Origin of the sequence: Flavobacterium cellulosilyticum, assembly GCF_004349355.1 — a bacterium.
GTDB classification, from domain to species: Bacteria; Bacteroidota; Bacteroidia; order Flavobacteriales; family Flavobacteriaceae; genus Flavobacterium; species Flavobacterium cellulosilyticum.
This window is the reverse complement of record NZ_SMFK01000002.1, coordinates 182390-200874: the sequence shown is the minus strand read 5'-3', so window position 1 is coordinate 200874 and position 18485 is coordinate 182390. Positions and strand designations below refer to the sequence as shown.

Annotated in this window: 16 protein-coding genes; 14 read left to right on the top strand and 2 right to left on the bottom strand. The window is 34.6% G+C overall.

Going from position 1 to position 18485, the window contains the following annotated elements:
• Position 1: 1 nt before the first annotated feature.
• The gene (locus E0F76_RS04850; protein WP_132002158.1) at positions 2-145 is read right to left on the bottom strand and encodes a 4Fe-4S binding protein; all 144 of its coding nucleotides are present in this window, start codon (positions 143-145) and stop codon (positions 2-4) included.
• A gap of 157 nt (positions 146-302) precedes the next feature.
• On the opposite strand from E0F76_RS04850, the gene E0F76_RS04845 reads away from it, so the two are divergent.
• The 14 genes from E0F76_RS04845 (at position 303) to E0F76_RS04780 (ending at position 13905) form a co-directional block, all read left to right on the top strand.
• Complete coding sequence (locus tag E0F76_RS04845; RefSeq protein ID WP_132002156.1) at positions 303-2162, top strand: 2-oxoacid:acceptor oxidoreductase subunit alpha; 1860 nt, start codon at positions 303-305, stop codon at positions 2160-2162.
• Positions 2163-2164: 2 nt separating this feature from the next.
• The gene (locus tag E0F76_RS04840) at positions 2165-3178 is read left to right on the top strand and encodes a 2-oxoacid:ferredoxin oxidoreductase subunit beta (protein WP_132002153.1); all 1014 of its coding nucleotides are present in this window, start codon (positions 2165-2167) and stop codon (positions 3176-3178) included.
• A 148-nt stretch (positions 3179-3326) separates the two neighbouring features.
• Positions 3327-3677 (top strand): NADH-quinone oxidoreductase subunit A, encoded by a 351-nt coding sequence (locus E0F76_RS04835; RefSeq protein ID WP_132002150.1) that lies wholly within the window; start codon positions 3327-3329, stop codon positions 3675-3677.
• Entirely contained in the window at positions 3668-4228 is a 561-nt protein-coding gene (locus E0F76_RS04830; protein ID WP_132002147.1) for an NADH-quinone oxidoreductase subunit B, read from the top strand. Before E0F76_RS04835 ends, E0F76_RS04830 begins: the two co-directional genes overlap by 10 nt.
• 11 nt (positions 4229-4239) lie before the next feature.
• Positions 4240-4701 (top strand): NADH-quinone oxidoreductase subunit C, encoded by a 462-nt coding sequence (locus tag E0F76_RS04825; protein WP_132002144.1) that lies wholly within the window; start codon positions 4240-4242, stop codon positions 4699-4701.
• A 452-nt stretch (positions 4702-5153) separates the two neighbouring features.
• Positions 5154-6275, top strand: coding sequence for an NADH-quinone oxidoreductase subunit D (locus E0F76_RS04820; protein ID WP_132002141.1), 1122 nt, complete (start codon positions 5154-5156; stop codon positions 6273-6275).
• Positions 6276-6294: 19 nt separating this feature from the next.
• Positions 6295-7347: an NADH-quinone oxidoreductase subunit NuoH gene (nuoH, locus tag E0F76_RS04815; RefSeq protein WP_132002138.1), complete on the top strand. Its 1053-nt coding sequence runs from the start codon at positions 6295-6297 to the stop codon at positions 7345-7347.
• Between the two features lie 5 nt (positions 7348-7352).
• Positions 7353-7829 carry a 4Fe-4S binding protein gene (locus E0F76_RS04810; protein ID WP_132002135.1) on the top strand — a complete coding sequence of 159 codons (477 nt, stop codon included), beginning with the start codon at positions 7353-7355 and terminating at the stop codon, positions 7827-7829.
• A 4-nt stretch (positions 7830-7833) separates the two neighbouring features.
• Entirely contained in the window at positions 7834-8355 is a 522-nt protein-coding gene (locus E0F76_RS04805; RefSeq protein WP_132002132.1) for an NADH-quinone oxidoreductase subunit J family protein, read from the top strand.
• Positions 8352-8669: an NADH-quinone oxidoreductase subunit NuoK gene (gene nuoK, locus E0F76_RS04800; RefSeq protein WP_132002129.1), complete on the top strand. Its 318-nt coding sequence runs from the start codon at positions 8352-8354 to the stop codon at positions 8667-8669. Before E0F76_RS04805 ends, nuoK begins: the two co-directional genes overlap by 4 nt.
• Before the next feature lie 12 nt (positions 8670-8681).
• Positions 8682-10625 carry an NADH-quinone oxidoreductase subunit L gene (nuoL, locus tag E0F76_RS04795; protein WP_132002126.1) on the top strand — a complete coding sequence of 648 codons (1944 nt, stop codon included), beginning with the start codon at positions 8682-8684 and terminating at the stop codon, positions 10623-10625.
• Between the two features lie 9 nt (positions 10626-10634).
• Positions 10635-12128, top strand: a complete 1494-nt coding sequence (locus tag E0F76_RS04790; protein ID WP_132002123.1) for a complex I subunit 4 family protein — start codon at positions 10635-10637, stop codon at positions 12126-12128.
• Positions 12129-12144: 16 nt separating this feature from the next.
• Positions 12145-13575 (top strand): NADH-quinone oxidoreductase subunit N, encoded by a 1431-nt coding sequence (locus E0F76_RS04785; RefSeq protein WP_132002120.1) that lies wholly within the window; start codon positions 12145-12147, stop codon positions 13573-13575.
• A gap of 3 nt (positions 13576-13578) precedes the next feature.
• Positions 13579-13905, top strand: coding sequence for a hypothetical protein (locus E0F76_RS04780; RefSeq protein ID WP_132002117.1), 327 nt, complete (start codon positions 13579-13581; stop codon positions 13903-13905).
• A 99-nt stretch (positions 13906-14004) separates the two neighbouring features.
• Here the strand turns inward: E0F76_RS04780 and E0F76_RS04775 are convergent, their stop codons facing one another.
• Positions 14005-18303 carry a CheR family methyltransferase gene (locus tag E0F76_RS04775; RefSeq protein ID WP_132002114.1) on the bottom strand — a complete coding sequence of 1433 codons (4299 nt, stop codon included), beginning with the start codon at positions 18301-18303 and terminating at the stop codon, positions 14005-14007.
• Positions 18304-18485: the final 182 nt, after the last annotated feature.

Genomic DNA, 18485 nt, shown 5'->3' with positions numbered 1-18485 from the left:
ATCAATTACGTGATGTAATTGATCCTTTCAAAGACGACCCCTCAGAATAAGTCCATTGGGTGTCTGGTTCGTAAATTGCATTGTTGGGACATTGAGTTATACAAGCGTCACAATTAATACATTCCTCTGTAATTATAATAGCCATTTTTTAAATATTTAATAATCAATTGGGTAAATTTATAATCAATTTCACTATATTTATATGATAATAATCATCTTTTAAATAAAATATTAAAAATACATTTGACTACTATTTCAGCACTCAAATCAACTGATTTTTAGGATTTAAACTTTTTATAATTATGACTGAAGATAAAATAAAACTTAAACTTCAACCTGAAGTATTGGAAGCTGTAGTGATTCGATTTGTTGGTGATTCTGGTGATGGAATGCAATTGACAGGAACTCAATTTTCAGACACCTCGGCTATGTTTGGTAATGATATTGCCACTTTTCCAAATTATCCTGCCGAAATTAGAGCGCCTCAAGGTAGTTTGTATGGCGTTTCTGGATTTCAAGTTCACATAGGAAGTGTTGAAGTAAGTACTCCTGGTGATAGTGTGGATTTATTAGTCGCTATGAATCCTGCAGCCTTAAAAACAAATCTATATGCCTTAAAACCAGGGCATACTTTAATTGTTGATACCGATTCCTTTACCAAAAAGAATCTAGAAAAAGCAGAATACACTACAAATCCTTTGGAAGATGGTAGTCTTGAAAATTATAGAGTTATCGAGGTCGATATGACTTCATTAACTAAAGAAGCTTTGAAAGATGTTTCTGATCTTGACACGAAATCGATTTCAAGAAGTAAAAACATGTTTTCTTTAGGTATGGTGTACTGGATGTACGATCGTTCTAAAGATTACACAATTGATTTCTTTAATAAAAAATTCAAAACACAACCTTCCATCATTGAAGCCAACACCAAAGTGCTGAATGCAGGCTATTATTATGCCGAAACATTAGAACTTATTCCTAATGCTTATACCATTTCTCCTGCAAAAATGAGCCCTGGAACCTATAGAATCATTATGGGTAACACAGCAACGGCTTGGGGATTTTTGGCCGCAGCCGAAAAAACAGGTTTAGAATTATTTTTGGGATCGTATCCAATAACTCCTGCCACCGATATTTTACATGAATTAGTAAAACACAAACATTTTGGTGTAAAAGCATTCCAGGCAGAAGATGAAATTGCAGGAGTAACATCCGCAATTGGAGCCGCTTTTGCAGGTGATTTAGCAATTACCACAACGTCTGGTCCAGGTTTAGCGTTGAAAGGCGAAGCAATAGGTCTAGCAATTATGACCGAACTCCCTTTAGTAATCGTTGATGTACAGCGCGGTGGACCTTCGACAGGTTTACCAACAAAAACAGAGCAATCTGATTTATTGCAAGCTATGTACGGCAGAAATGGGGAAAGCCCTTTGATTGTAATTGCTGCAAGTACTCCTGCCAACTGTTTTAATTTTGCTTATGAAGCTTCTAGACTTGCATTAGAACATATGACTCCAGTTATTTTGTTGACAGATGGTTATATTGCAAACGGTTCTGCCCCATGGAAAATCAAAACAGTTGCTGAAATGCCAGAAATTAAGTGCAACAGAATTACGAAAGTTAAAGAAAACTGGCATCCTTATGAAAGAAACGAAAAAACCTTAGCGAGAAATTGGGCCATACCCGGAACTCCAGGCTTAGAACATAGAATTGGTGGACTTGAAAAAGATGCCGTGACAGGGAATATTTCGTATGAGCCGATGAACCACGAAAAGATGACCGAAATTCGAGCTAAAAAAATTGAATTGGTTCAATTTAACATCCCTGATCTAGAAATTGAATTTGCCAAAGAAGGTGATTTATTGGTAATTGGGTGGGGTGGAACTTATGGTTCCCTACATTCAGCCGTGAAACAAATTTATGATGAAGGATACAAAAAAATTGGCTATGCACATTTTAATTATATTAATCCAATGCCAAAAAACACTGGAGAAATATTATCCAAATACAAAAAAATTGTTGTTTGTGAATTAAATACCGGTCAATTTGCCAGTATTTTAAAAATAAAATTTGGTCAATTTGAATTTTTACAATTCAACAAAATTCAAGGATTACCATTTTCGAATGATGATCTGATTCAAAAATTTAATGAACTAGTATAATTATGGAAACCACAACAGAAAATAAATATACAGCAAAAGATTTTACTACAAACCAAGAAGTAAGATGGTGTCCTGGTTGCGATGATTACGTGATTTTACGTACCATGCAAAAAGTATTACCCGAATTAGGCGTTACAAAAGAGGATGTAGTATTTGTATCAGGAATTGGATGTTCCTCCCGTTTCCCTTATTATATGGAAACTTATGGAATTCATAGTATTCACGGTCGAGCTCCTGCAATTGCAACCGGTGTAAAACTAGCCAATCCAAACCTAAGTGTCTGGATTGCAACTGGTGATGGTGATTCTATGGCCATTGGTGGAAACCATTTTATACACATATTACGAAGAAATATCGATTTGAACATTATTTTATTCAATAATGAAATTTATGGTTTAACCAAAGGGCAATTTTCACCAACTTCAACCATTGGACAAAAAACAAAATCGTCTCCTTACGGAAATACACAACCTCCATTTTCACCAGGGGAATTGGCATTGGGAGCTAATGCTCGCTTTTTTGCTAGAGTTGGTGGTAATACGCCTAAAGAAATGGCGCAAATATTCACCGATGCCCATCAATTTAAAGGAACTTCACTCATTGAAGTTTTACAGAACTGTGTGATTTTTAATGACGGATGTTTCGATCATATCACTGATAAGGCAGTAAAAGAAGACAAACAAATTTTTCTGGAACACGGAAAACCAATGATATTTGGCAAAAATAGAGACAAAGGATTAGTGCTAAATGGTTTAAAATTAGAAGTCGCTACCATTGGTGAAAACGGAATTACGCAAGAAGATTTATTGGTTCATAATGCAAAAGAACAAGATCCTACACTTCATCAAATGTTAGTGCGGTTAAAGTCTCCAATGGTAATGGGAGTCATACGCAGTTATAACGATGTTACATTTGAAGTAAGAGAAGATGCCTTAACTGCACAGGTCAAAGCAAATTCAAATTTCACAAAAACCGATGATTTATTTTTCTCTGGTGAAACGTATGAGGTGAAGTAAAAATACATACAAAAAAGCAAAAAAATCATTGTCCTATGGGATAAGTAGATTATTTAATGTAATTTTGCTTTTTTAAAGTAAACGAATAAATATATTAATGTAAATTTGCCTTTTAAAGCAAACGAATAAAGTAATAAAAGCAATAAAAATGGGTTCAGAAGCAATTATAGTTTTCTTATTGGCTGGTATTGTATTAGTTGCAGGCGCCAACTTTCTTTCCGATTTAATTTCACCAAAATCAGACAATTTACAAAAACGGGAGCCTTATGAAAGTGGTATGACTACAATTGGTCCAACATGGGTTCAATTTAAAGTTGGCTACTATTTATACGCGATTTTATTCCTTGTTTTTGATGTCGAAGTTGCCTTTTTGATTCCCTGGGCACTCGTATTCAAAGAAATTGGAATAGTTGCCTTTTACGAAATCATCATATTTTTAATAATTTTAGGTTTAGGCTTAGCCTACGCTTGGAAAAAAGAAGCATTAAAATGGGAATAAATTTCAACCCCGATTTACCCTCTGATTTCCCAGGAAAAGTACTTCCTGCCGGAAATGGAGCCAATGTATTAGTAACTTCATTAGACGAAATCATCAATTGGGGTCGCGCCAATTCGTTATGGTCCTTGTATTTTGGAACAAGCTGTTGTGCCATCGAAATGATGCAAACAGGAGCTGCCCGCCACGATTATTCAAGATTTGGATTTGAAGTGGCAAGACCATCCCCAAGACAAGCCGATTTAATTATCATTGCAGGCACGATTGTAAACAAAATGGCGCCAGTTCTACGAAGATTATACGATCAAATGGCCGAGCCTAAATACGTGATTGCCATGGGAGCTTGTGCAATATCAGGAGGTCCGTTTTATTACAATTCTTATTCTGTTGTGAAAGGCGCAGATCACGTAATACCTGTTGATGTTTATGTTCCTGGTTGTCCTCCTCGTCCTGAAGCATTATTAGAAGGAATGCTCATGTTACAAGCAAAGATTAAAACGGAAAACATGAAAAACAAGGAGTTCCCAATTGATGGATTTGACGAAGGTCTATAAAAATATAAATTATGACTAACGAAGCATTACAAAATTTAATAAGTACTTGGATACCCAATTTAGAATTTACTGAAGAAAAATCCCAGTTTTTAAATATTACAGTTCAACCGGAACAATTGCACCAATTAATGACCCAATTAAAAAGCAATCCCGATACCCATTTTGATTATTTGTTTTGTCTAACGGGCATTGATTGGGGAAAGGAATTGGGCGTAATTTATCATTTAGAATCAACCACACACCGACATTCTATCGTAGTAAAAGTAAAAACGGAAGATAGAGAAAACCCAACATTAGATACTGTTTGTTATATTTGGCGCACAGCCGAATTTCACGAACGGGAGGTTTTTGATTTCTTTGGAATAATCTTTACCAATCACCCGAATTTAAAAAGACTTTTTTTAACCGAAGATTGGGACGGTTTTCCGCTTAGAAAAGATTATGTAGATGAAATTAATATGGTTATCAAATAGCTTTAAACCAATTAGAAAATTAAGTTAAACCTAATTTATTTTAAACCATTAAGCTAATTAAATTAAAACTTAACAAACCTTAACTTTCTTAATGGTTTAAAAGAAAAATAAGCAAAGTGGTTCTAAATTATAAGAATATTTTTTTACCATTAATCAATAAAATTAAAACTTAACAAACCTTAACTTTCTTAATGGTTTAAAAGAAAAATAAGCAAAGTGGTTCTAAAATAATAAGAATATTTTTTTACAATTAATCAATAAAATTAAAACTTAACAAACCTTAACTTTCTTAATGGTTTAAAAGAAAAATAAGCAAAGTGGTTCTAAAATAATAAGAATATTTTTTTACAATTAATCAATAAAATTAAAACTTAACAAACCTTAACTTTATTAATGGTTTAAAAGAAAATAAAAAATTTTAGTCCAAAAAACGGACATTAAAATAAGTAAAAATGGACACACCAATCCTAAGAAATAACTTTAAATCCGAAGAATATCAAATCAATATGGGACCGCAACACCCAGCAACTCATGGTGTTTTGCGACTTTTATTGACTATTGACGGAGAAATAATTAAAAAAGTCGAACCCGATTTAGGATATATTCATCGTTCGATCGAAAAAATGTGCGAACGAGACAGCTACCAACAAATTGTGCATTTGACGGATAGAATGGATTATTTATCTTCACATATCAACAACGAAGCAGTATGTTTGACGGTTGAAAATGCCTTACAACTAGAAGTTCCAGAACGTGTTAAAGTCATTAGAACCATCATTGCTGAACTAACACGAATAGCTTCTCATACACTTTGGTGGGGTGTTATGGGAATGGATGTGGGAGCGCTAACTACTTATTTTTATGGCTTTAGAGACCGGGAATTGATAAATGATATTTTTGAAGAAACTTGTGGCGCACGATTGACCATGAATTACAATATTCCGGGTGGTTTAATGTTTGACATTCACCCTAATTTTGTCAATAGAACCAAAGAATTTATCGCTCATTTCAAAACCAAACTTCCAGAATACGACTTGCTTTTATCGGGTAATATCATTTTCCAAAAAAGGATGCAAGGCATTGGAATTTTATCAAAAGAAGATGCGATTTCGTATGGTGCTTCGGGTCCAGTGGGCAGAGCTTCAGGCTATTCTTGCGATGTTCGAATACACCATCCGTATAGCAATTATGACAACGTGAAATTTAATGAAATTTTAAAAACCGAAGGAGACACATTAGCTCGTTATCAAGTGAGAATTCTAGAAATGTGGGAATCGCTTTCGATAATAGAACAATTGATAGACAACATTCCGGAAGGCGATTTTTTTGCAAAAACGAATGTAGTAATCAAATTACCAGCTGGTGAATATTATCAAAAAGTAGAAACCGCAAGAGGAGAATTAGGCGTTTATATCAATAGTACGGGAACAAAAAATCCATACCGAATGAAATTCCGTTCCCCAGGATTCTCTAATTTATCATTATTAAATCATATTGCAGTGGGTGGAAAAATTGGGGATTTAGTTGCGACAATGGCAACACTAGACCTTGTAATTCCTGATATTGACCGATAATTAAAATACTATTTTCAAGATGAATATTACAAAAAGCATACATGAATGGCTTTTTAGCCTGATGCCAGAAATGACAGCAAGTATAGTAGAAATGGTATTGATAGCAGTAATTTACTTAGCAATTTTTGCTGTAGCTGGATTGTACTTAGTTTTATTAGAAAGAAAAGTTGCAGCTTGGTTTCAACTACGACTTGGACCAAACAGAGTAGGTTATCTTGGTTTATTGCAAACCTTGGCCGATGCCCTAAAATTAGTTTCAAAAGAACTTACTATTACAGAAAAAGCCGATAAATTTTTATACAATTTAGCGCCCTATTTTGTAATTATATCGGCGCTAATGGCTTTGTCTCTCTTTCCTTTTACGCAAGAATTTCAAGCATTTGACATCAATATTGGCATTTTCTTCTTAATTGCTATTTCATCTATCGGAGTAATCGGAATTTTATTAGCAGGATGGAGCAGCAATAATAAATTTGCTATGATTGGTGCTATGCGAAGTGGAGTTCAAACGATAAGTTATGAACTTTCGGTTGGGCTATCACTTTTGACAATGGTTTTAATGACAGGTTCTTTACAACTATCAGAAATAATAGAAGTACAAAAACACGGTTGGCTTATTGTTCAAGGACACATTCCCGCATTTATAGCCTTTTGCATTTTTTTAATTGCCGGAACTGCAGAGACCAATAGAGCTCCTTTTGATTTAGTGGAAGCTGAATCTGAACTTGGAGCTGGTTTCCACACAGAATATTCAGGAATGAAATTTGCCTATTTCTTCTTGGCCGAATTTATTAATATGTTTATTATTGCAGCCATTGCTGCAACTGTATTTTTTGGCGGTTATTTATCTCCATTCGGAATCACAGAATCGATACCATTACTAGGCATATTTTGGTTTTTAGCTAAAACATTGGTAATTATATTTTTAATGATGTGGTTTAGATGGACATTCCCTCGATTGAGAATAGATCAACTGCTAATATTAGAATGGAAATATTTACTTCCTTTAAACCTAATGAACTTGATTCTAATGGCAATGATGGTTTTGCTTGGATTAACAATTCAATTTTAAAAATTATGACTTATTTTAAAGATATATATTACGCAATAAAGTCGCTCCTCACAGGTATGAGTGTCACCGGAAAGTACTTTTTGAACGCTCGAAAAGGGGCTATTACCCAACAATATCCTGAAAATCGTGCCACTTTAAAAATGTTTGAACGTTTTCGTGGTGAAGTAGTAATGCCGCACGACGAAAACAATGAACACCGTTGTACTGGCTGTCAAAAATGTGAATTAGCTTGTCCCAATGGAAGTATCGAAATTATATGGGATAGACAAGTTGATCCCGAAACAGGCAAAAAGAAAAAAGTGATAGACCAACATATTTACCATTTAGGTATGTGTACCATGTGTAGTTTATGTATAGAGGCCTGTCCTACAGATGCCATAGTGTGGGCTCAAAATTTCGAAAATTCCGTTTACGACCGAACAACACTTACTAAAGTTTTAAACAAACCAGGATCCAAATTAATGCCTGGAGTAGAAGATTAATCTTATGGAAAAATTTGTGTTTTATATTTTGGCAATTATAATGATTGTTGCTGCAATTGCTTCTGTTAGCAGTCGCAAAATGCTGCGCTCCGTTGTTTATTTATTATTTGTTCTCATTGGAATCGCTGGTATTTATTTTTTAATTGATTATAATTTCTTGGCTGCTGTTCAACTTACGGTTTATGCGGGAGGAATAATAGTGTTGGTTATTTTCTCTGTTTTATTGGTTCACCATATAGAAATGGAGTTGGAAATGGCAAAATTACCTGCAAAAATACTAACCGGCTTGCTTTGTTTAGTAGGACTCGGCATTTTCTTGATTACGATTTATTCGTATGATTTTAAAGTGGTCGAAAATTACAAATCAACTTCAGTTGCTGATATTGGCAGGGGACTTTTAAGCTATGACGCAGGTGGTTTTATTTTGCCCTTTGAAGTAATAAGTGTCTTGTTATTGGCCGCAATGATTGGAGCCATAATAATAGGAAAAGGAGATAAACTAACTAAAAATGACGAAATAGTATGATATCTGGAATTAGCATCTATGAAATTTTCACCCTTACTTCCATCCTGTTTTTTATAGGTATTTATGGGTTTATTACAAGAAAAAACTTGATTTCGATATTGATTTCTATCGAACTTCTATTAAATGCATCAGCAGTTAACTTTGTTATCATTAACAAATACATGTATCCAGATGCCTTGCAAGGTGTTTACTTTTCGATTTTTATTATAGCCGTAGCCGCTGCAGAAACTGCTCTTGCTGTAGCAATTATTATCAATCTTTACAGACAAATTAGTTCTGTAGAAGCGAAGGACACTGAAATTATGAAGTATTAATATTCTAAAAATATGAACTTATCTTACCTCTTATTAATTCCGCTGATTCCGCTAGCTGTGTTTTTGCTTTTGGGAATTTTCAACACCCAAATCAAACCCGCAGTTTCTGGATATATCGGCGTTTTGGGATTGGCTACTTCAACTGCTCTTTCGTATTATGCGGCTTTTCAATACTTTTTTGTTAGTGGAAAAGTAGATGGGGTTTACCAAACTTTTGTAGAAAAAGTGGTGTGGATGAACTTCACCGAAACTTCGTCACTTAAATACCTACATATTGATATGGGAATTTTGATTGACCCTATATCTGTTATGATGTTAATCGTGGTTTCGACTATCTCTTTAATGGTCCACATTTATAGCCGAGGTTACATGAAAGGCGACGATGGATACACTAAGTTTTTCGCCTACTTATCGCTTTTCTCTTTCTCCATGTTAGGATTGGTATTAGCAACAAACCTTTTCCAAATCTACATGTTCTGGGAATTAGTGGGTGTTTCTTCTTTTCTTTTAATTGGTTTTTATTACACCAAACCATCAGCGGTAGCAGCCGCTAAAAAAGCTTTTATTGTTACCCGTTTTGCCGATTTAGGTTTCTTGATTGGAATTTTAATAATAGGTTATTATGCTGGAACATTTGATTTTCAAACTTTAAATGCCGTTAATCCAGAAGGGGAGGCTTTATTATTAAACTGGGCTTCCACTACATTTATGGGAATGTCTGTTTTTACATGGGCATTAATCCTAATTTTCATGGGAGGCGCTGGAAAATCGGCCATGTTTCCATTACATATTTGGCTACCCGATGCGATGGAAGGACCAACACCCGTTTCTGCATTAATTCATGCTGCAACAATGGTGGTTGCGGGAGTTTATTTGGTTGCCCGTTTATTCCCAATGTATTATTTTGTTGAAGAAGGTTTCGTCTTGAATATCGTAGCGTATGTGGGAGCTTTTTCTTCCTTGTTTGCCGCAGTAATTGCCATTACACAAACGGATATCAAACGCGTTTTGGCTTTTTCTACCATGTCACAAATTGGCTATATGATGCTGGCCTTGGGTGTTTCTAGTTATAAAGGAGAAGAGGGCGTTGGTTATATGGCGTCGATGTTTCATTTGTTTACCCATGCCATGTTTAAAGCCTTATTATTCCTTGGTGCAGGTTCTGTTATTCACGCGGTTCACAGCAATTATTTGAAAGATATGGGCGGATTGCGCAAGTATATGCCAATCACCAATATTACGTTTTTAATTGCAGCATTGGCAATTGCAGGTGTTCCTCCGTTTGCAGGGTTTTGGAGTAAAGATGAAATTTTGGTAGCAGCCTTTGAAAAAAATGAATTTCTGTATTTCATTGGACTTTTCGTAGCTGGACTGACTGCCTTTTATATGTTTCGACTTTATTTTGGAATATTTTGGGGTAAGGAAACGGAATACACACACACTCCACACGAAGCCCCAATTTCCATGACATTTCCTTTACTTTTCTTAGCCTTTATGAGTATTATTGCTGGATTTATTCCTTTCAGTGAATTCATAACTGCAGATAAAGTAGGGTTTGAAGGTCATTTAAATTATACCATGGCCGCTTTGGCTGTCGGAACTGGATTGTTTGGAATCATACTAGCTTGGATTTTCTATAAAAAAGAAAACGATTTGGCCGAAAAGTTTGCCCATTCCTTTGGAATGTTTTACAAATGGACGTACAACAAATTTTACTTTGACGAAATATACATTTTCGTTACCAAAAAAATAGTATTCAATCTCGTTGCTGCTCCTATTGCCTATTTTGACAAGAAATATGTCGATGGTACAATGGAAGGTATCGGAAACAAAACGGTTTGGATTTCAAGAAAAATCAAAGGAGTCCAATCCGGAAAATTACAAGATTATGCCTTTTCATTTGTTGGTGGAGTTGTAATTATAGCATTGGTTTTTATTTACTTATGGACAAACTAATCAATTAACATGGATATTTTATCACTTTTTATCATTGTTCCTGTACTAACCATTTTAGCTTTGGTTTTCACCAAAGGTTTACAACAAGCTCGAATTACGGCAATGGTCGGCAGCTTGATTCAATTGGGAATGGCTAGCAACTTGGTAATTGCTTATTTCAAGGAAAGAGCCGTCAATGACAGTATCATGTTATTTACCAAGGATATGATTTGGTTCGATCATTTCAACATACATTACGCCATAGGTGTCGACGGTATCTCAGTAGCCTTATTAGGATTGACTGCCATAATAGTTTTAGCAGGGGTTTTTATATCTTGGAAAATGGAGGATTTACCAAAAGAATTTTTCATCTCCTTATTGGTTTTATCAACCGGAGTATACGGATTCTTTATATCGATCGATTTGTTTACCATGTTTGTATTCTACGAAATAGCTGTGATTCCAATGTATTTGTTAATTGGAATATGGGGATCAGGCCCAAAAGAATATTCAGCAATGAAATTAACCCTGATGTTAATGGGAGGTTCGGCTGTTTTATTAGTTGGAGTCCTAGGCATCTACTTTAATTCAAATGCAGATGGAGGCGCCTTAACTTTCAATATATTGGAAATTGCCAAAGTACATATTCCTTTTGCAGCACAAAAATTATTTTTCCCATTGACCTTTTTAGGCTTTGCAGTTCTTGGCGCTTTGTTTCCATTCCACACTTGGTCACCTGACGGTCACGCTTCGGCGCCAACGGCAGTATCCATGTTACACGCTGGAGTTTTGATGAAATTAGGAGGTTATGGAATATTTAGAATTGCCATGTTCTTGTTGCCTTTAGGAGCAATGGAATGGTCTTGGTTTTTCATTATTTTAGCAGCAATTGGTGTTGTTTATGGTGCTTTTGGAGCAGTAAGACAAACGGATTTAAAATACATCAATGCCTATGCTTCTGTGAGTCACTTAGGATTAGTTTTATTTGCCTTATTGACATTCAATAAAATTGCTTGGAACGGAGCCATACTTCAGTCGCTTTCTCACGGATTGTTAACCGCCTTATTTTTTGCTTTAATCGGAATGATTTACGGCAGAACGCATACCAGAGACATCAATAAATTAGGAGGTTTAATGAAAACGCTACCATTTATTGGTGCTGTATATGTAATAACTGGACTCGCCTATCTAGGTTTACCGGGATTCAGTGGTTTTATTGCGGAGATGAATATTTTTGTTGGTGCTTTTGAAAATCCAGATATGTTCCACAGAGTACTGACCATTCTTGCAGTTTCATCGATTGTAGTAACGGCGGTTTACATTTTGAGATTGGTTGGTAAAATTATGATGGGGCCAATTATTGATGAACATCACCATGATTTACCAAAAGTGACTTGGTATGAAAAAACAGGTATTTTATTGTTACTAATTCCAATTATCGGGATGGGAGTAGCACCAATATGGTTAAGTGATATGATTATGGCAAGTTTACAACCATTTATTCAAGGAGTATTAACTCATTAATAACAAAACAATTAAAATGAATTTGAATAGCGTTATCTTAATGAGACAAGAAATTTTCCTATTGGCAATTTTACTTTTATTGATTGTCGGCGAAATTTTCATACCAAATCACAAAAAAAGAAGCATGGTACATTTGGCCCTACTCCTATTTGGAATTCACACCATGGTAGGTTTTTTTGCCATCGAGGAAGCCAGTTTGTTTGGCGGTATGTTTCGAACCAACCCTTTAATTCATCTTTTCAAAAATGTACTGAATGTTGGTGTATTTATATTATTGCTTCAATCAGCCGATTGGATTCAAGAAAAATTAGTAAAAGACAACAAAGGAACTGAGTTTTTTATGCTTATGTTCTCTTCCCTATTAGGAATGTATTTTATGATTTCGGCAGGCGATTTTCTAATGTTTTTCATAGGCTTGGAATTATCCACGTTGCCAGTTGCGGCATTAGTAGCCTGGGAAACCTCCAAAAGAATTTCAAGTGAAGCGGGTGTCAAATTTATTCTTTCGGCAGGACTGGCTTCAGGAGTTTCATTATTTGGAATTTCATTATTGTATGCCACTACAGGTTCAATCTATTTTGATGATATTATTGGATTAGTAGCCTCGAATAATCTAACAATTTTGGCTTCCATTTTATTTTTCTCTGGATTGGCGTTCAAAATATCGTTGGTTCCTTTTCATTTTTGGACTGCCGATGTTTATGAAGGTGCTCCCATAAGTATTGCCTCTTATTTATCTGTGATATCTAAAGGTTCCGCCGTATTTATTTTGATGATTTTGATGTTTACCGTTCTAAAACCATTACTACATATTTGGGAACACATCATTTATGGCATTGCAGTTGCTACGATGTTTATTGGTAATTTATTTGCCATTAGACAACACAATATGAAACGATTCTTGGCTTTTTCATCAATTGCCCAAGCTGGTTTTATACTTCTCGGTTTAATTACCGGAACCCAATTAGGAACTGCCACTGTAGTTTATTTTGTATTGGTTTATATCTTTTCCAACTTGGCTGCTTTTGGTGTGGTACAAGCCATTTCGTTAGAAACAGGGAAAGAAAAAAGGGACGATTATAACGGATTGTATAGAACAAACCCCAATTTGAGTTTGATTATGATGTTGGCTTTGTTCTCATTGGCAGGAATACCGCCTGTAGCAGGATTTTTTGGTAAGTTTTTCTTATTTACAGCCGCAGCAAGCAAAGGCTATTATTTTCTTGTCTTTTTATCTGTAGTCAATGTAACCATTTCACTTTACTATTATTTATTGATCGTACGAGCCATGTTCATCCGTAAAAGCAACCATCCAATTCCTTTTTTTAAGAGCAAAATCTACATGCGTTTGGGATTAATCGCCACTGTTTTAGGTATATTGGCACTTGGATTATACAGCCCATTGTACGATTACATTTTTGATATAAGCATCATTTTTAATAAATAAGTTATGGCATCATTAGACGGAAAACATTCATTTGGAAGCATAGGAGAAACAAGAGTCACTTTTGTCGAAAAAGGTGTTGACGAACACCGTAGAGATTTTTTGAAACAACTCTTAGAACATAACGGTTTTGAAGTAGTTCTCGAAGAAGAAAAGAAAAAAGACGAAGAAGATCCTCAATTGTATACAGTAGCCGTTACCGATATGGTTTTTAATCCTACGATTTGGATATTCCAGCGAAAAATGCAAACATTAGACGGGCATAAAGTAACTCCAGACTACTGGTTTCAAAGAACTGAGGATACCAAACCACAATATTGGAAGAATTCATAGATTCTAAATTCTATAATTTTCAAAGCCAATTCTAGCCTATTGACCTCACCCAAAAGTGTAAACAAATTAACAATGCCCCTGATATTGCAACTGGCTGAGTTAATTTTTATGGACTTGCTCCATTATTTTACTATATAAAATGTCTTCGTCTATAGGTTTAGAGATATAATCATTCATACCTGTTTTTTTAGACTTTTTAATGTCTAATGAAGTAACATCGGCTGTAAGTGCAATTATAGGTATTTGAAGATTTAATATATTCCTGATATAATCAGTAGCTTCAAAACCATTCATTACAGGCATTTGTAAATCCATTAAAATAATATCATATTCTTTTTCTTGTAGTTTTTCCAGCACTATTTTACCATTTTCGGCAATATCACATTCAAAGTCAAAATCGGCCAAAATTAACTTTATCAACATTTGATTTAAAGCGATATCTTCCGCAACTAGAACTTTAATTATTCTTCCATTATTTTCCGCGTTCAAAATTAAAGCTGTTTCTTGAGGAATTATGTCAGCTGTTTTAGCAAAATCCATTAAAAAACTAAAGGCCGATCCTTTTCCTAATTTACTTTTTACAAAAACAGATCCTCCTTGATGTTCAACTAATTGTTTTACAATAGAGAGTCCTAGTCCGGTACCACCATATTCTTTTGAAATTTCATCAGAAGCCTGCTCGAAATTATTAAAAATATGACACAATCTATTTTCATTTATACCAATACCGGTATCAATTACAGCAAATTCTATAGTTATTTTTTTTGCATCTTCATTTACAATACTAATATTTATGGATACTTTCCCTTTATGAGTAAACTTTATTGCATTGCTAATTAAATTTAAAATTATTTGTCGCAAACGAACCGCGTCACCAAGTAGCGTTTTAGGAATTGAAGCGTCATAGTCTTTGGTGAATTCAAGATTTTTTTCTTGACATTTTGGTTCTAACAATTTAAAAATATCCGAAACAGATTCTTCCAGACTAAACGGATTATTTTGAAATGACATTTTCCCAGCATCTACTTTGGCTATATCAAGAATATCATTAATTAAAATAATTAGGGATTCGCCAGACTTTTTGATGGCATAAATAAATTCTTTTTGATTTTGGTTTAATTCCGTTTTTAAAATCAAATTCGTAAAACCAACTATCGAATTCATTGGTGTCCGAATTTCATGACTCATATTTGATAAAAATTGTTGCTTGAATTTTAATGCTTCTTCAGCCATCAGCGTTTTATGCTCCGCAATACATTTAGAAGCAATCAATTCCACTTTAACATTATGATGATCAGTAACCTCTAAAGCAATAATGGTTATTCCTGAAATAGATTCGTCTGCTTCCAGGTAGGGTTGGTATACAAAATTAAAATAAGCATCCGATAATTTACCATTACGCATCATCGGAATTAGAACTTCATAGCCTTCAAAATGTATACCTGTTTTGTAAACTTCATCAAGAATTTTTGGTATTTTTCCGTCTATCAGTTCTGGTAAAACTTCTAATAATGGTTTTCCTTCAACTGCATTCCCTTTTCCCCAAATTTCTTTGATACTGTCGTTGGCCAGTTTAATTTTCATGTCTTTGCCTTTCAATATAGCAAAAGCAAAAGGAGATTGCATAAGCATCATATTGTAGCGCTTATTACTATCTTCAATCAGTTTATGTGCCTTTTTCTCTACTTCTAATTGTTTTTCTAAGTCCTTTTTTTCTTTTATTTGCAATTCTATGGCTAATAATCGCACTTCTGTTATGTCAACTATAGTAAGAACAATTAATTCTTCATTAAGGCTTGGCTGCACAATTCTATGGGCATTAAGTAACATTGTTTTTGGACCAATTGATGGAAAAACATGTTCTACTTCAAAATCAAAGAAGCTATTGTTTTTAGGAACAATTTCTTCCAATAATTCTCGTAATACATGAATGTTCCATTGATTATTTCCTAATTTAAATAACGATTTTCCAATACTTTCCGCTTCGGTTACTTTAAAAGTTTTGTAAAAGGATTTATTGGCCGATTTAATTTTAAAATCTTTGTCCAATACCAAAACCGGTTCGTGCACTGTCGAAAGAATGGCTTCATTATAATTATTTAACTCTTCCACTTGTTGAATGCGGGCTTGCAATTCTAAATTACTCGTGGTGAGTTCTTCATTGGTAGATTCTATTTCTTCTTTCGAAGTTTCAAGTTCTTCGTTTAAACTCTGAAGTTCTTCATTGCTGGAAACGATTTCTTCGTTGGCACTTTGCAATTCCTCATTTGCAGCTTCTTGATCATGGGTTATAGAACCCATGTCGGCACGAGCACAAGACAATTCTTCTTCCAGTTTTTTGATGCGTCTGTCTTTGGCAATCGAACTTTTTTGTCTTGCTTTTTTGGGATCTTCATCGGACACAATTTCTTGTTGACCCGTAAAAATAACTATTAATAAGGGTTCTTCTCCTTCTAATGTAAGGGGAATCACTTCAATATTTACTATTTGAATAGAATTGTCTTTTGAGTCCCGATTCATTTCTATCCCCATTTTTCGAACGGGCTGTTTGGTTTTAATGGCATGATGAATGGCATTGCGTAGCTCAAAAGTAATTTCGAGATGCACCATTTTTAAAATATTGAAACTGGCTTTTCCTGACGAATGTTGCAAATACAAAGCTGTATTTCCTCTAAATTGCAGGATGTCTAAATCATGGTTGATAATAACACTTGCTGGAACATGTTGCTCAAGTAAAACAGCATCAAAGGCTTGACCAAGATTTCCTTTGGTGGAAAGTGGTGTTTTTTTGAAGGGTGGTAGGTTCGGATTACTATTTTTATCTGTCATAGTTATATAAGAATTGCGGGAACTTAGGTTTGGGATGGAACGGAGAGCAGTATTATTTTTACGGGAATAAAATTTATATTTTTTATCAATTGCAGTGAATAGTTGGGCCGAAGCTCCAATAGTTTCCGATTTGCCGAGCATTAAACAACCGCTATCATTTAGCGCATAATGAAAAGTACACATTACTTTTTTCTGGGCTGGGATGTCTAGATAAATGAGCATATTTCGGCAACTGATAAAATCTATTCTAGAGAAAGGAGGATCGCGCAAAATATTATGATGAGCAAACACACACACATCACGGAGTGATTTTGAAATACGATATTTGCTTTTTGATTTCGTGAAAAACCGCTGCATCCTTTCAGGACTTATAGAAGAAACTTGCGAGGTAGAATACTCTCCAACACGCGCTATACTGATGGCTTCCGTGCTTAAATCCGAAGCGAAAATCTGAAAAGGCACATCAAGTTTCTCTTCTTCCTTGATTTCTAACAGTAACATGGCAATCGAATAGACTTCTTCCCCTGTTGCGCATGCCGCAACCCAGATCCGGAGTGTTTCTCCTGACTCTTTTGATTTTAATAATTTAGGTAAAACAGTACTTTTTAAAAGTAAAAAAGCATCGATGTCTCTAAAAAAGGAAGTAACATTAATCAGTAAATCTTGGTATAAAAGATCTGCTTCATTAGCATCTTTATTAAGTAATTCAGCGTATTGTTTAAGTGTTTGTAATTTATTGATGAGCATTCTTCGCAGGATTCTCCTATTGATCGTATTCATTTTATAATGACTAAAATCAACATCTTTTTTTTTATGTAAATACTGTACAATCCTTTTTAAATCGGGATTATTATTATCGAAATCAAAGGGGAAAGTCTTTTTTATTTTTTCTCGGATTTCTGAAGGATTTAAACTTATCCTCGATAATTCGATTCCTATTTCTTTTGGGGACATAATATAATCTACAATGCCTTCAGCAATAGCAGAATTGGGCATGCTGGAAAATTTCGCAGAATCATCTTGGGCAAAAGTGACTCCACCAGCTAACTTAATATCTCGTAAACCAACAGTTCCATCATGGGCACTACCAGATAATATAATTCCAATTACATCTTCTTTGTGGGTCTCTGCCAACGATGAAAAAAGAGTGTCAATCGAAATAGCGGAACCTTTACCTCCACGTGGAATTAATTTGATATGACCATCGGTAACTTCAATTCCTTTATCGTATGGAATGACATAGACATTATTTGGAATCAATTTTTCCATATCATCTATATCTTGAACTTGCATTTGCGTTGTTTTTGACAATATGGAGGAAAGCATGCTTTTATGGTCAGGACTTAAATGCTGAACGTAAATAAAGGCCATACCGGTAGTTGGCGATAGATTTTGCAACAATTGTGTTATGGCTTCAAGTCCACCAGCCGAGGCACCAATTGCAACAACAGTAAATGAATTCTTAATTTCACTTGAATTGTTTTTTTGTGGCAACAAAGTAGCATCTTCCTCGTCAATAGGTAGTTGATTTAAAAGTGTAGTGTTTTCTATGGAGGAATTTGATTTCATTTCAACTTTTTGGCATTAGATTTAAGTTGAGTCGTACTCTTTTAACAACTCCTTTTAGCAGGTGCTTTTCACTTCAAATATACGTATTAAAACTGTGTAAACTTTAAATCCTTCTCTTTTTCTATAATGGTGATGTGCATATTAAAATCATAAATTAAGCCGTTGGACTAATTATTAAAATG

Excerpts from the sequence above, each read along its gene's own strand:
- nuoK (WP_132002129.1), top strand. The coding sequence starts at position 8,352 with ATGATATCTGGAATTAGCATCTATGAAATTTTCACCCTTACTTCCATC.
- E0F76_RS04790 (WP_132002123.1), top strand. The coding sequence starts at position 10,635 with ATGGATATTTTATCACTTTTTATCATTGTTCCTGTACTAACCATTTTA.
- E0F76_RS04775 (WP_132002114.1), bottom strand. The coding sequence starts at position 18,303 with ATGAAATCAAATTCCTCCATAGAAAACACTACACTTTTAAATCAACTA.
- E0F76_RS04845 (WP_132002156.1), top strand. The coding sequence starts at position 303 with ATGACTGAAGATAAAATAAAACTTAAACTTCAACCTGAAGTATTGGAA.
- E0F76_RS04820 (WP_132002141.1), top strand. The coding sequence starts at position 5,154 with ATGGACACACCAATCCTAAGAAATAACTTTAAATCCGAAGAATATCAA.
- E0F76_RS04835 (WP_132002150.1), top strand. The coding sequence starts at position 3,327 with ATGGGTTCAGAAGCAATTATAGTTTTCTTATTGGCTGGTATTGTATTA.
- nuoH (WP_132002138.1), top strand. The coding sequence starts at position 6,295 with ATGAATATTACAAAAAGCATACATGAATGGCTTTTTAGCCTGATGCCA.
- E0F76_RS04830 (WP_132002147.1), top strand. The coding sequence starts at position 3,668 with ATGGGAATAAATTTCAACCCCGATTTACCCTCTGATTTCCCAGGAAAA.
- E0F76_RS04805 (WP_132002132.1), top strand. The coding sequence starts at position 7,834 with ATGGAAAAATTTGTGTTTTATATTTTGGCAATTATAATGATTGTTGCT.
- E0F76_RS04785 (WP_132002120.1), top strand. The coding sequence starts at position 12,145 with ATGAATTTGAATAGCGTTATCTTAATGAGACAAGAAATTTTCCTATTG.
- E0F76_RS04780 (WP_132002117.1), top strand. The coding sequence starts at position 13,579 with ATGGCATCATTAGACGGAAAACATTCATTTGGAAGCATAGGAGAAACA.
- E0F76_RS04840 (WP_132002153.1), top strand. The coding sequence starts at position 2,165 with ATGGAAACCACAACAGAAAATAAATATACAGCAAAAGATTTTACTACA.
- E0F76_RS04850 (WP_132002158.1), bottom strand. The coding sequence starts at position 145 with ATGGCTATTATAATTACAGAGGAATGTATTAATTGTGACGCTTGTATA.
- nuoL (WP_132002126.1), top strand. The coding sequence starts at position 8,682 with ATGAACTTATCTTACCTCTTATTAATTCCGCTGATTCCGCTAGCTGTG.
- E0F76_RS04810 (WP_132002135.1), top strand. The coding sequence starts at position 7,353 with ATGACTTATTTTAAAGATATATATTACGCAATAAAGTCGCTCCTCACA.
- E0F76_RS04825 (WP_132002144.1), top strand. The coding sequence starts at position 4,240 with ATGACTAACGAAGCATTACAAAATTTAATAAGTACTTGGATACCCAAT.